The organism is Paenibacillus sp. 1A_MP2, assembly GCF_052244825.1.
Lineage (GTDB): Bacteria > Bacillota > Bacilli > Paenibacillales > Paenibacillaceae > Paenibacillus > Paenibacillus vandeheii.
The window spans coordinates 3,182,921-3,196,923 of sequence record NZ_JBQQCS010000001.1 but is presented as its reverse complement, the minus strand read 5'-3'; the positions used below and the strand labels follow the sequence as shown (position 1 = coordinate 3,196,923).

Sequence of the window (14,003 nt, the reverse complement as noted above, 5' to 3'; positions counted from 1 at the left end):
TTATGATCCTCTTATCGATCTGAAGAACGGTTTCTTCTGAAGAACAGTATCTTTATCCAAGTATAAAAAGAGAACCTGCGTATGCAGATCCTCTACTCAGGTCCAGCTTTCGCTACTATATTAGTTCACGATCCTGTTGGCGGATTCCTCTAATCATACCCGTTATACTGATTCCGTCTGTTGTGCATAGACTTCCTGATCCGCTCCAAGCATCTTGTAAGTGAATTGATAGCTTCCTGATCCCAGCGCAATTCGTACATCGGTTCCCTGCGCTTGAAAATCATGAATACCCGCTACTTGGTCCAAAGCTTTCCCTTTCTCCCGAACGGTCTGTACATCTGCTCCAGGAAGAAGGATTGTACCCGTTGTATTGGCAGGAAACGTCACATGAACTTCCATCTCGTTATGTTCAAGACGATACCAGTTTGATGTCACACAACCGTACATCGTCTCGAAACTTGCTTCCACCCACTCCAGTCCAGGTCCTGGTTTGGGCTTGATGTGCACAATCCGGAATCCAGGCTGATGTTCATCCGTATTAATCCCTGCAACGTAACGATATAACCACTCTCCTATGGCTCCATATGCATAATGGTTGAATGAGTTCATATCAGCACTCCACAGACTTCCGTCCTCCCGGATTCCGTCCCAATGCTCCCACACTGTAGTCGCACCTTGTGTCACTTGGTATAACCAAGATGGATAATCCTCCTGAAAGAGTAGCGTATAGGCCAGATCATGATGTCCCGTATCACTCAGTACCGGATTCAGATAAGGTGTTCCCACAAAACCGGTGGTCAGATGGTTCCCTGCGTCCGCAACCAGTTTCCCCAATTGATCAATGGTACGTTTCCGAGCTGTAGCATCCAAGAGGTCAAAATGCAAAGCAAGTACATCCGCTGTCTGTGTGGGGACGGCAAGTTTGCCCGCAGGTGTCACGAATTCATCCTGAAATGCAGCAACAATGTTGTCATGAAGATTATCATAATACACTGCATCTTCCTTCTTCCCCAACACCTCTGCCGCTTTCCGTGTAAGAGAAACAGAGTAGGCATAAAATGCTGTCGCTATGAAATCCTTGTCTGTGGCCCCGATATAGCTATCCGGCTTGGAATCCAGCCCGAGCCAATCGCCAAAGTGGAAACCTGTATTCCACAAGTAAGGATTCTCCCCTTGAGCATGAATGTAATTAATCCAGCGTTTCATGCTGTCATATTGCTCAGCCAACAGCCTAACATCCCCATACATCTCGTAGATCGTCCATGGACAGATGACAGCAGCATCTCCCCAGGCGGCAGAAGAATGATTGGTGTCTCCCCATCCCTCAGACATCGGACTCCTCAGATCAGGAACAAAGAAGGGAATACCTCCATCTTCTCCCTGATCGGCTTCCAGGTCCCGCAGCCATTTGGTAAAGAAAGGTGCTGTGTTCATCAGATAGGAGGCCGTGCGTATAAACATCTGTGCATCTCCTGTCCAGCCTAGTCGCTCATCCCGCTGTGGACAGTCTGTCGGAACGTCGAGAAAGTTTCCTTTTTGCCCCCACAATATATTGTGATGAAGCTGATTCACCAAAGGACTAGAGCTCTTGAAGTGACCTGTACACTCCATATTGGAATGCAGCACAACTCCTGTGAAATCCTCCAGGTTAACGTGATCCGGGAACCCGATGAGCTTCACATAACGGAATCCCTGAAACGTAAAATGCGGCTCATACGTCTCCACACCGTTTCCTTTTAGCGTATAGCGGATGCACTGAGTGGCACTACGGAGATTTTCTGTATAGAAATTACCTGCATGATCCAAAATCTCGGCATGTCGTAATTCAACCGTATGACCCGACTCACCCTGAATGCTGAATCTCATCCAGCCGACCATGTTCTGTCCCATGTCCAGCACACGCTCTCCTTGAGGTGTTGTCAGCAAAGCGATCGGCTTCAACTCCTGTACTTGCATTACCGCCACATTCTCCTGAGCAACAATGATCTCTTTCGTATAATCCAGCACACGTACGGGTGACCATGGCGTTGAGGATGAATCTGTCCACTCGGACTCCAGGCGAGCATCGTACGTTTCACCCATATAGATATCCGACATGCGGATGGCACTGGGCGCGCTCTCCCAGTCTTGATCCGATACAATGCGTTCCTCCGAACCATCCCCATAATGAACATGAAGTTCCAGCAGTAAAGCATGGTCTGCTCCGTAGATCTTCTGCCTCTTATCCCATCCCAAATGTCCTTTATACCAACCATCACCCAGATAAGCACCGAGTAGGTTCTGTCCATTCTGAAGCTGATCAGTTACATCATAAACCTGATATTGCAACCGCTTCCCATAACTGGTCCAGCCCGGGGTGAAGTATGCTTCGCCAACTCTCTGATTATTCAGATGAAGTTCATACAATCCAAGTGCAGTTACATATATTCTTGCCGCTGCAACAGGTTTTTTCAGTTCAAACAAGGTACGCAGTCGTGGGCAAGACTCCTCCTGCTGAGAGGATGGATCTACTGTAATCCAATCCGCCTGCCAGGCATCTTTACTACCCATGAATCCCGTCTCGAAATACGCTGTCTCCGACCAGTTCGATTCATCTCCTGCATGATCCCAGGCACGAATGCGATAATAGTAGCGGGTTCGTGCTTCGGGTACCCAATGATCCAGTTCAACATGAATGGACTGGTCAGAGCTCATTTTGCCGGAATCCCATTCAATCTGGTCCAAATCTTCTGTTCGTGACAACTGAATTTGATAAGCTGACTGTACACAATTTCTGCGATCGGATTGCAAATGCCAGCTTATTCTGGGAGACGTGATATCTAGTCCAATCGGATTTATTTTATACTCACAACGCAGATGATTTACAATCAACATCAGAGAAACATCCCTTTCCATCGTGGTTTCCAATTCAAGGTTACGATATAATTATATCGATTCTGTATTCGGAAATACCTGGCGAAGAGGACTGTTTAACCCGGTTATCTGGTCATTCTCAACGGAGGAGGCTATCTTATGAATTCTACCGTCCAGCTGTTCAAGAGCGAATCCTTTTTCCAGAATAATCTGAAGCTGTTCGTGAACCGGTGTTCCGAGGATTTTGTGGTTCCCTTTCACGCACATGAATTTGTTGAATACAGTTACGTGGCAGAAGGAAAGGGCTTTCATCACATCGGTGAAGATATTATTCCGGTACACAAAGGTATGCTGTTTGTCATTCCGGTTGGCGTTCCTCATGTATTCCGTCCGGCTACAGCGAATGTATCAGAGCATCCACTGATTATCTATAACTGTCTGTTCAATTCTGAACTGATCCACACCCTGTCCATCATTATTCAGGAGGCAGAGATTCGAAACCATCTGACAGATCTGGAAAAGAATCGGGTTCCTTATGTATCTATCACTGATTACAGTCAACGGATGGAAGAATTAATGGTAAAGCTGTACCGCGAATCTGCCGTTCCGGGAATCGGCTCATCCACGATCCTTTATACGCTCGTTAGTCAACTCGTCGTAACGACCTACAGACACATTCATCAAATCACCTGCAATGAGAAGGAAAATACAACTGATATGGAACACATCCTTCATTACCTGGACCAACATGTTAACGAACGAATCCGTCTAAGCGAACTCGTGAATATCTCCGGTTGGAGTCAAAGACATATTGGACGTATGTTCGTGACCCACACCGGGCGGACGTTTGGTGCCTATCTGCAACATTTGCGCATACAAAAAGCTGTGAATTGCTGAAGAATTCACAACATAAAGTCAGTTTAATTGCTGAACTTGTAGGCTACCGGGATGTAGATTCATTTTACGCCGTCTTCAAACGCATTACGGGAGAAACCCCGCAGGGTTATCGCAGGAACTTCAGAGCTAAACCATCGAATTAAGTGTTCCTGCCTTCTGCTCCATTCCCTGGGTTCATCTCTTTACCGATTCTAGCTTGCTCTGCTCATGTTCTGTTTCAAGCAGACGATCCACATATGCCTTTGCACCTTTCCATGAGGTCATTAACGGAAACTGATGTTGCTCCCGCTCGTTTACATTCCATGGATGAGGGATGCAAATGACTTTTTTTCCGTCATTCATCGCAGGTATCAGGTTATGCGCTCCATCATCAATTAACAAATCGAAATTAATCAGATTCTTCCGTTTACAGGTTATAAACTGTTCTGGAGATATGTATGTCATATGCTTCTGGAGCCAATTCCACTTCTCAACAACTGTCTTGGGTTCAGCCGCCGTTAGTATAAGCAGATCATAGGCTAGATGGAGCTTTTCCACCTCTTCCACCACATATTCGTCATAAATCTCCAGTTCCTCAAACAGTCCTGGCCGACCGTAAAATACATCATGTGTACATTCCGGATGGCGAATATGGGATGTATCCCAGTGCACCATATCCTCGTATCGCAGCGGATGAGTTGGAAAGTTGATGTTATTGTGGTATATGGCTCGCTTGACCAGATGACATATCGTATCATCCATATCTACAGCAATAATAGGTTTCTTCATCTTTATCCCCTCCAATAGGATCACAGTATATCATCATCGATGTTATGAAGCCATCTTTTACAAAAAAAGCTGCTGCTACCGTTGTTGGGGAGATCAACAACAAAGCAGCCCAGAAACCTGTCCACATGTGGATAAGATTTTCGGGCTGCTTCGCTAACTCACTTCCCTCTAGCAATGCGCGAAGTGAGTCAGATACAGCGATTTAAGCAGAAAAATTGTAGCCTATTTACACCACTCGCTCAGGCCAACAACCTTATTTCTGTTGGAAGGTTACGTTAATCTGTACAATCTCGGATCGACTGCTCGTGCGAATCGGAGGACCCCAGAAGCCATATCCAGAGGTCACGATAGAGTGCATAGACCCTTTTTGCAGATAACCCCAATCATTCTCGTATATGGCCTTAGTAATAAACTGAGCGGGTGCGATCTGACCTCGATGGGTATGACCGGACACAACCAAATCCACATGATTCTGCTCCGCAATATCCAAATCATAAGGCTGGTGATCCATCATTAGCACAGGCTTGCTCAGGTCTGTATCCTGCATCAACGCTGCTACTTCTGCCCGATCCTTCTCGGTCCGGTCTTTACGCCCAATCAGAGTAATCTTATCGTCCAGGGTAATCTTTTCATCATACAGGACCTGCATATTACTCTTCTCCAGTGCGGCAATTAAATCCTCGATCGGACCATTGAATTTATCGTGATTACCCAGTGAGGCATATACTCCATAAGGAGCCTGAATGCCACTGATAATATCCGCAATCCCACTCTTGAGGTACATATCCAAGTTGTCATCGATAATATCACCAGGATATAGCACTAGATCTGGCTTCAGTGCGTTAATTTCCTCCACCATACGTTTGGCGTGTGCAGGACCAGACAGCAGTCCGAAGTGCATATCTGCAGCCATAACTATGTTGAGGCTGTCGACACCTTCCACTTTTTTATCAATCTGAATATTATATTGCCTGACAACTGGACTATAGGCGTTATAGATACCGTAACCCAGTGTAGACAGCAACAATACAAGTGTAACCACACCCGCCCATTTGTGGGCATGATGTCTTGGAATTCTTGTCAGTCTAAGAATCCATAACGTCAAATGAACAACCGGCAAGATCATTAACAGCAATGAGAAGATAGCCAGCCAGTATGAGCCGATTATGCTCAGGAAGGAGAAACTTCCAAACAACCGTGCCAGGATGAAGGATACTGCAAAGAAGACAAGCACAACGATGTAAAACCAACGGAATCTCGCTGAGACGACAGGCTTCATCCAGCTCCAGCCGCTCCGCCCTATGTAAAACACTAATAAACCATATACAATCAAAAACAATATGCCTGTAAGTACAAACATGCCCCGGTTAACCTCCACGTCAATAAGTTGATTGCTGAATTCAGTTAGAAAGCTTCCTATCCGTTTGAACAAGTATAACGTAGTTAAGGGGGTCAAAACATCTGTTTAGAATCATAGATACGTACATTTTATTACAATTTGTTGATACTTAAATTCCAAGCATTCATAAACGGACATTAATAGGAATACATTAATCACATGCAGCACAAAAAAGCCGACCCTGTATCCAAACATGAGTTGAACTCATGAACGGACACAGGGTCGGCTGTTCATACATTACGAATTATTCGTTGGTATCCATCCACTGGAAGTGGAATGAACCTTCTTTGTCCACACGTTTGAAGGTGTGAGCCCCGAAGTAGTCACGTTGTGCTTGCAACAAGTTCGCAGGCAAACGCTCTGTACGGTAGCTGTCATAGTAGGACAACGCGCTGGAGAATCCAGGAACCGGAATTCCTTGAGTTACCGCAGCAGCAACGACTTCACGCCATGCGCCTTGGTAGGATTCAACAATGTTTTGGAAGTATGGATCCAGAAGCAGGTTTTTCAGTTCTGCGTCTTTGTCATATGCTTCCTTGATGTTTTGCAGGAACTGCGAACGGATGATGCAGCCACCACGGAAGATCATCGCGATGTTGCCATATTTCAAATCCCAGCCGTACTCGTCCGAAGCAGCGCGCATTTGGGCAAAGCCTTGTGCGTAGGATACGATTTTACTTGCAAACAGCGCTTTGCGCACATTCTCAATGAATGCTTTTTTGTCACCGGAGAATGCTTCAGTTGCAGGTCCATTCAGGATTTTGCTCGCTGCCACACGCTCGTCTTTCATCGCAGACAGGAAGCGGGAGAATACGGATTCCGTAATCATGGACAAAGGTACGCCCAGATCCAGCGCGCTTTGACTAGTCCATTTTCCTGTTCCTTTTTGTCCGGCTGCATCCAGAATGACATCAACCATTGGTTTACCCGTTTCCGGATCGTATTTGGAGAAGATGTCTGCGGTGATTTCGATCAGGTAGCTGTCCAGCTCACCCTGATTCCATTCGGAGAAGATCTCATGCAGTTCTTCAACAGAAACATTCAGCACGTCTTTGAGCAAGTGATACGCTTCACCGATCAACTGCATATCCCCGTATTCAATACCGTTGTGCACCATTTTAACATAGTGTCCAGCACCATCTGGTCCGATATATGTGCTGCAAGCATCGTCGCCCACTTTAGCCGAAATGGCTGTCAGGATTGGTTCAACAAGCTCATATGCACTCTGTTGTCCGCCCGGCATGATTGCTGGGCCTTTCAATGCGCCTTCTTCCCCACCGGATACACCCGCACCGATGAAGCGGAAACCTTTGGCTTCCAGATCTTTGCTGCGACGTTGGGTGTCAGGGAAGTATGCGTTCCCTCCATCAATGATGATGTCTCCCTCGTCCAAGTGTGGCAGCAGTTGTTCAATCGTAGCGTCCGTTGCTTTACCCGCTTGAACCATAATCAAGATTTTGCGTGGGGATTCCAGAGAAGCTACGAACTCTTCAATGGTGAACGCACCTGTCAGGTTTTTGCCCTCAGCTTCTTTTAAGAGATCGTTCGTTTTCTCAGGGGAACGGTTAAAAACCGCTACCGAGAATCCTTTGCTTTCAATATTGAGAGCAAGGTTCTTACCCATTACTGCAAGTCCGATGACACCGATCTGTTGTTTACTCATTATGTCCTCCCAATACTCTTTATATATAGTAGGTTAAAATTCGAGATCAACAATCCTTATTACTGAACCGTTTTTTTCCAGTCAGCTGCAAACTTATCCATACCTTGATCTGTCAGCGGGTGTTTGGAAATTTGTTCAATGACGGAGAATGGCACAGTAGCAATATGTGCTCCAGCCATTGCTACACGTGTAACGTGGTCCGGATGTCTTACAGAAGCCGCAATAATCTGTGCATCCAGGTTATGTGTACGGAACAGCTCAGCAACTTTGGCAACCAATTGCACGCCATCTTCGGAGATGTCGTCGAGACGTCCCAGGAACGGGGATACATATGTTGCACCGGCACGAGCAGCAAGCAGCGCCTGGTTCACTGTGAAGATCAACGTTACGTTAGTTTTTACACCTTTTTTGGTCAGGTAACGGCAAGCTTCCAGTCCTGCAAGTGTCATTGGCAGCTTGATTGTGATGTTTTTGTCGTTGTTATTGATTTTGATCAGTTCGTCAGCTTGAGCAATCATCTCTTCGGCTGTGATCGCATCTGGTGTTACTTCCGCAGATACGGATTCAACTTCAGGTACCTCACGCAAAATTTCTTCAATGCGGTCTTCAAATTTCACGCCTTCTTTGGCTACCAATGACGGATTTGTTGTTACACCGGACAGTACGCCGATTTTATACGCTTTTTTGATGTCTACCAAGTTTGCTGTATCGATGAAAAATTTCATATTCAATTACCTCCAAGGGATATGTTTGTTTTTTTGATGTTACAGGTTTGCATTAACAGCCATAGGAATTTCAGTTGCAACTTCGGCCTGCTGATCGGCAGGTTGATCAAACCACCAGTGGTGCCCTTCGGCAGCCAGCATAGCATCCGACTCTACAGGTCCATAGCTTCCTGCAGGGTACAAATGAAGTGGGAGCAAATTCTCCTGGAAAGCATCCAAGATAGGTTGCACCCATGCCCAGGACAGTTCTACTTCATCCCAGTGGGCAAAGAACGTTGGATCTCCATGCAATGCATCATGAATCAAGTTCTCATAAGCTTCGGCCAGATCCTCACGATCTGGTGACAGATCGATATGAACCGGCTTGAACTCTCCTTTGTTTTGCGGGTCGCTCGCATTCAGCTGCAGTGTCATGCTCTGGTCAGGGCTCATCTCAATCACAAGCAGGTTCGGTTTGGAACCGTTAACCACGTTGGCCTGTCCGGATGGTTCCTTGAATTCAATGACGATACGAGTTGATTTCTCCTTCATTCGTTTGCCTGTACGGATATAGAAAGGTACTCCGCGCCAGAAGAAGTCATCAATCTGTAATTTTGCAGCAATAAAAGTATCATTCATCGTATTCTCGGCAACACCCGGTTCAGCTGCATATCCGCTAACGGATTTGCCTTGAATGTTTCCTTCAGCATACTGTCCGCGAATAACACTTGCACCCACAGTTTGCTTTTGCAAAGGCTGTATCGATTCCATGATGTGCTTTTTCTTCAAACCGACTTTTTCCGTGGTGCTGTTATACGGAAGCTGGATCGCCATCATCATGAGCAATTGCAGCATATGATTCTGGAACATGTCCCGCACGGCGCCTACATGGTCATAATAGGATGCCCGTTCTTCCACACCAACAGTCTCATTAGCGGTGATTTGCACATTGGAGATGTAGCGGTTGTTCCACAGTGCCTTCATGATCGGATTGCTTTGATGCAGGGTTTCAAGACGCTGTACCATCGGTTTGCCCAAATAATGGTCAATTCGATAAATCTCTTCTTCGGTAAACGCCTCGCTTAATTTGCGATTCAGATCACGAGCCGATTGCAGATCATGACCAAATGGCTTCTCGATCACAAGACGTTTCCAGCCCGCTGTAGATCCAAGTCCACTTTCCTGAATGTTCGCTGCAATCGGTTCAAAGAATTCTGGACCAACCGAAAGATAAAATAAACGATTGGATGGAATGCCAAGTTCAGCCTCTCTCTGTTCAACCAATTTTAACAGCTCTATATAATCTTCCTTATGGCTTATATTCAATACACTATAGCGGAAAGCCTGCACGAATGACTTCACAACTTTAGGATCGGCCGGGCGTCTGGAAAATTCATTCAATGATTTTTCCACTTGTGCCTGAAAGAATTCATCAGACCACTCTCTGCGTCCCAAGCCAATCAGCGAGAAGGATTCCGGGAGTTTCTGCTCAATGTATAAATTATATAAGGCTGGATATATTTTTCTTTTGGCTAAATCGCCAGTCGCACCAAATAAAATAATGGTCGTTGGTTCCATCTCACTGTTCTCCTTCCAAGTAACTCTGGTATCTTTGCTGTAGTTACACTATAATACGTTTCATAGCCATACAAGTAATTAATATATTTCACAGGAGCTATAGACCATATCTATGACAACAAATTATGAATTATATAAGGTATTTTACTGGGCTGCCAAAACAGGAAGTTTGACTCAAGCTGCCAAAGCGCTATATATCACTCAACCAAGCGTTAGCCATGCTATCAAACAGCTGGAGGAAAGCTTTGGCCTCACGTTGTTTTACCGGAATTCCAAGGGAGTTGCACTGACACAGGAAGGTGTCAGTCTGTATTCCTATATCGAACAATCCCAGATTCTGATCTCGCTGGCGGAGGAGAAAATGGCCGCCCTGAAGAGTTTAGACAACGGAGAACTGAGGATTGGCGGCAGTGATTCATTGTTTAAGCATTACATGCTGGCATATCTGGAAGAATTTCATGTCCTATATCCTAACATCAAGCTGCATCTGAGTCATGGAACAACGCCGGAAGTCATCACGTTTCTGAAAGAAGGAAAAATTGATCTGGGTGTTGTTCGAATGCCCATCGTTGATCCGCAGCTGGAAGTTCGGGAAAGTATTCAGCTCAAGGACTGCTTTGTTGCGGGTGAACGTTATGCTCAGCTGAAGGATAAAGTCATGACACTGGAGATGCTCCTGGAGCATCAATTGATTCTCTTCTCCCGGAACAGCCGGGTGCGGATGGCGATTACGGAATTGTTCAACAGCTATGGCTATACACTCAAACCCGAGATTGAAGTCGGCAGTGTGGATTTGTTAATTGAATTTGCACGTCGAGGATTGGGCATATCGTATGTAACCCGTGAGTTTATTTCCAAAGAGCTGGAGGAAGGCTCTCTCTTCGAAATTCAGCTGGATGTTCCCCTGCCTCCATCCCATGTAGGCATCATGACAAAGCGGAATATGCCGATTTCCCTGGCAGCGAACCGATTTATGGATCTCATTTTTAAATGCGATTAGACTCTCGGGTCAACAAAAAGTGCCTCATCACCCATACGGATGATGAAGCACTTTTATTATATACATATGTAAAATGACGAACGAGAAATTATCATAAAGAAAATCAAATTATCCATTGAAATAACTCCACCTCTTCATTCACATCAAAAACGGATTCAATGTCATACTTCGAGTTCTCTTAGTCTTTCCTCAATTCTTCCAGGAATCAAAGCAAACAGTTGGTCCCAGGTCATAAACACATTGGGGTCAAGCACATATTCCTCAAACTCCACAGCAGGTAGAGAATTCTGACCGTGTTAATTTGGAACAAAACGTAAGCCCACAACCGAATTTCCCGGTCGTGGGCCTGAATGCGTTCATTGGAGAAGGAATTATATCGTTATCCCTTTGAGTTCTTGGATGATTTGGAAGCTTTGATCGCCTGATCGGAAACAGAATCCACGCATCCAATTGGCGGACCCAAAATAGCGTCATTCTTGATGGAAGCCACTGCCTTTGCATACGCCTCCTCATCAATGCAGTATGCACGATGTGCAACTTCAGGCGGTGTTGCAGCCAGAAAATCAGCCCCAAGCACAATGTCCGGTGTAGGTTGATCAAAAATCGTCAACAGATGCACATCGTCGGTCTCCGCCACAAACCAGTGAAACCACCCTTGAGGGAATATCGAAACTTGACCAGGCTTCAAGTGATAACTTATCCGCTCCCGCTTAAAGGGGTCGTAGACAGAGGTGGTAACTTCACCGTTGATCAGAACGACCATCTCTGTCACATTGGTATGCCAGTGTGGCTGAACGATGATACCTTTACTCATGTGTACGTTGAAAAATCCATTTTTGATCGTAGGCAACTGCTCCCCAAACAACTGGGTAATATAATTACGCGAGTCACGCTGATAATTTAAAACCGTTGTCGAATCGGCTGCCAGTTGAACATTCGGGGATTGCAGAATCGGATTAATCATACCGCTGTTTCCTCCTTATAGGCGCACATCTCATTGTTGTACTGTATGCGTTAATACGCGGAGATAATACCGTGGACACGATTGTATTTCAATTTTTATCCGAATGTATAGCTTCATCTGTCGATCAGGTTCAAGTGAAGAACTTCACTCTCAAGTAAAACACAAAAACGCCCTTTTCCTGTTGAAAACAGGTCTGGGCGTTAAGTGCTTTATCTATAGCTTGCTATATCTTAAGCACTTCCCGGGTATCTTCCTCCGGCGGCAAATCCTTTCGGAGATATCCGTTCAATCTCTGCCAATTCATCAATGGTGAGAGAAACCTGCAGAGCACCAAGATTCTCGTGAACTCTCTCCAAACTGCGAGTACCAGGAATCGGAACGATATGTTCTCCTTTTTCAAGTAACCAGGCGAGTGCAAGTTGAGAGGCAGTGCACCCTTTTTGCATAGCCAGCTCCTGGATCAGGCGCACGACCTCCAGATTTTTCTGGAAATTCTCACCCTGGAAACGTGGATAATGACGACGATAATCGTCCTCCGGCAGGTCGTCTATCGTTTGGATCTGGCCTGTCAGGAAACCACGCCCTAACGGACTGTAAGGGACAAGCCCAATGTTCAACTCGCCTAGCAGTGGCAAAATCTCATCTTCGAGCTCACGACTCCACAATGAATACTCTGTTTGGAGCGCTGTGATTGGATGAACGGCATTCGCACGACGAATCGTCTCCGTAGGCGCTTCAGACAGACCTATATATCGGATCTTCCCCTGTTGAACCAGATCGGCAAGTGTTCCCACCGTTTCCTCAATTGGAGTATTGGGATCAGGACGATGCTGATAATAGAGATCGATATAATCCATCCCCAGGTTGTACAGACTGGCATCCACTGATTTTTTAATATACGCCGGATCTCCCTTGGGACCCTGGGTATGTGTTATACCAAACTTGGTCGCTACAATAGCATCGGCTCTTCGCCCTTTAAGCGCACGCCCAAGCAATTTCTCGTTGCCTCCAAACTGCTGCTTTTCATATTCACCGTACAAATCGGCTGTATCGAACATCGTTACGCCTGCATCTAACGCACCATGAATTGTATGCACCAAATCTTGGTTGTCTGGCATCATCATTACACCCAGCCCAAGCCCGGATACTTGCAAATGATCGCTTCCCAACGTTCTTGTCTTAATCATGCGGTTCCCTCTTTCGTTATTAAATAGAAAGATATTGAACTTGTACTCATTCTATTTCAAGAACGGAGGCCCAACCACAGTCTGTTTATGCTAGTACTAGAATTACCACCCTGATCGTTACTGTCACTCCATAACGGGTATGTACACACAACAATGAATACCTGACTGTTCGTTGAGATTGCTCATGGAAAAGATATCATAGGCATAGGCAATGCCATCCGCCCGATCTGTTGTTTCGAGATAGATCCGGTTGACTTTTTTCTGTTTTATTTGGTGTAGGCTCCAAATGCTATGAAAATCCGTGCTGTCCTCGTTCAACTGTTGAACTATTTTGGAAAACTCAGGTTCACCCGGATACTTGTCATAATACGTACGAAACACCGCTACCGAATGCCGTGCAAATTCATCCCAATTATGCATACGTTCTCGGAGCGTTGCATCCAGAAATAACATTCGCATCATGACACGGTCGTTCACGTTCATCGAGGAAAAGGCGAACAGTTTTTCATTCGCTGCCTCATTCCATGCAAGTACTTCAGACCTTTCATTCGTAATAAAAGAAGGGTATGCAAGTTGACTAATGATGCTCTGCCATCCCTCTTCGAGATGTGAATAGGAGGCAGGAAATTCATGCTCTGCATTAGGGTCCCATAAGCGAAATAGGTGGTCCTTCTCCTCCTCGCTTAATTGGAGCGCACCCGCTATACTTTCCATCACCTCTCGAGACGCGTTAACCTCTCTCCCTGCTCAAGCCAGGTGTAGTAAGTTGCACTGACACCTGCTAGTACAGCAACTTCTTCACGTCTTAATCCCGGCGTTCTGCGCTGTCCATACGATCCGCTGATTCCAGCTTGATCTGGCTGAATCCGGCTCCTCCGAGATTTCAAAAATTCACCCAGTGTTTTGCTTCGGCTAATACCTGTAGTCATAAATAACCTCCCTTAGATATTTAGATTTCTATGGATTCAATTACGGCTCTATCCAAAATCG

The 14,003-nt window shown here is 45.7% G+C and carries 13 protein-coding genes; 3 read left to right on the top strand and 10 right to left on the bottom strand.

Annotated elements, in window-relative coordinates; translation table 11 throughout:
- Positions 1-162: 162 nt before the first annotated feature.
- Entirely contained in the window at positions 163-2,874 is a 2,712-nt protein-coding gene (locus ACTWJ7_RS15745) for an alpha-L-rhamnosidase (RefSeq protein ID WP_301877413.1), read from the bottom strand.
- A 138-nt stretch (positions 2,875-3,012) separates the two neighbouring features.
- Here ACTWJ7_RS15745 and ACTWJ7_RS15740 point away from each other — a divergent pair, with 138 nt between their 5' ends.
- On the top strand, positions 3,013-3,750 hold the full coding sequence (locus ACTWJ7_RS15740) for an AraC family ligand binding domain-containing protein (protein ID WP_443145614.1): 738 nt from the start codon (positions 3,013-3,015) through the stop codon (positions 3,748-3,750).
- Positions 3,648-3,893: a helix-turn-helix domain-containing protein gene (locus tag ACTWJ7_RS15735; protein WP_443145613.1), complete on the top strand. Its 246-nt coding sequence runs from the start codon at positions 3,648-3,650 to the stop codon at positions 3,891-3,893. Before ACTWJ7_RS15740 ends, ACTWJ7_RS15735 begins: the two co-directional genes overlap by 103 nt.
- 31 nt (positions 3,894-3,924) lie before the next feature.
- On the opposite strand, the gene ACTWJ7_RS15730 is transcribed toward ACTWJ7_RS15735, so the two are convergent.
- From ACTWJ7_RS15730 to zwf, 5 genes are all read right to left on the bottom strand, one after another.
- Positions 3,925-4,518 carry a 5' nucleotidase, NT5C type gene (locus ACTWJ7_RS15730; RefSeq protein WP_301877417.1) on the bottom strand — a complete coding sequence of 198 codons (594 nt, stop codon included), beginning with the start codon at positions 4,516-4,518 and terminating at the stop codon, positions 3,925-3,927.
- 253 nt (positions 4,519-4,771) lie between these two features.
- A complete protein-coding gene (locus ACTWJ7_RS15725) occupies positions 4,772-5,878 on the bottom strand; it encodes a metallophosphoesterase (RefSeq protein ID WP_301877419.1) in 1,107 nt (368 codons plus the stop codon).
- Between the two features lie 283 nt (positions 5,879-6,161).
- Positions 6,162-7,580 carry an NADP-dependent phosphogluconate dehydrogenase gene (gene gndA / locus ACTWJ7_RS15720; protein WP_024630524.1) on the bottom strand — a complete coding sequence of 473 codons (1,419 nt, stop codon included), beginning with the start codon at positions 7,578-7,580 and terminating at the stop codon, positions 6,162-6,164.
- A 59-nt stretch (positions 7,581-7,639) separates the two neighbouring features.
- Positions 7,640-8,305, bottom strand: coding sequence for a fructose-6-phosphate aldolase (fsa, locus tag ACTWJ7_RS15715; RefSeq protein ID WP_024630525.1), 666 nt, complete (start codon positions 8,303-8,305; stop codon positions 7,640-7,642).
- A 39-nt stretch (positions 8,306-8,344) separates the two neighbouring features.
- The gene (gene zwf, locus ACTWJ7_RS15710) at positions 8,345-9,862 is read right to left on the bottom strand and encodes a glucose-6-phosphate dehydrogenase (RefSeq protein ID WP_301877420.1); all 1,518 of its coding nucleotides are present in this window, start codon (positions 9,860-9,862) and stop codon (positions 8,345-8,347) included.
- 112 nt (positions 9,863-9,974) lie between these two features.
- Between zwf and ACTWJ7_RS15705 the strand changes: the two genes are divergently transcribed.
- Positions 9,975-10,862, top strand: coding sequence for a LysR family transcriptional regulator (locus ACTWJ7_RS15705; RefSeq protein WP_024630527.1), 888 nt, complete (start codon positions 9,975-9,977; stop codon positions 10,860-10,862).
- A gap of 379 nt (positions 10,863-11,241) precedes the next feature.
- On the opposite strand, the gene ACTWJ7_RS15700 is transcribed toward ACTWJ7_RS15705, so the two are convergent.
- From ACTWJ7_RS15700 to ACTWJ7_RS15685, 4 genes are all read right to left on the bottom strand, one after another.
- Positions 11,242-11,826 (bottom strand): cupin domain-containing protein, encoded by a 585-nt coding sequence (locus tag ACTWJ7_RS15700; RefSeq protein WP_024630529.1) that lies wholly within the window; start codon positions 11,824-11,826, stop codon positions 11,242-11,244.
- Between the two features lie 230 nt (positions 11,827-12,056).
- Complete coding sequence (locus ACTWJ7_RS15695; protein ID WP_443146382.1) at positions 12,057-13,010, bottom strand: aldo/keto reductase; 954 nt, start codon at positions 13,008-13,010, stop codon at positions 12,057-12,059.
- Positions 13,011-13,136: 126 nt separating this feature from the next.
- A complete protein-coding gene (locus tag ACTWJ7_RS15690) occupies positions 13,137-13,727 on the bottom strand; it encodes an MmyB family transcriptional regulator (protein ID WP_443145612.1) in 591 nt (196 codons plus the stop codon).
- Positions 13,727-13,942, bottom strand: a complete 216-nt coding sequence (locus ACTWJ7_RS15685; protein ID WP_443145611.1) for a helix-turn-helix domain-containing protein — start codon at positions 13,940-13,942, stop codon at positions 13,727-13,729. The genes ACTWJ7_RS15690 and ACTWJ7_RS15685 overlap by 1 nt, the downstream gene beginning before the upstream one ends.
- Between the last annotated feature and the right edge of the window lie 61 nt (positions 13,943-14,003).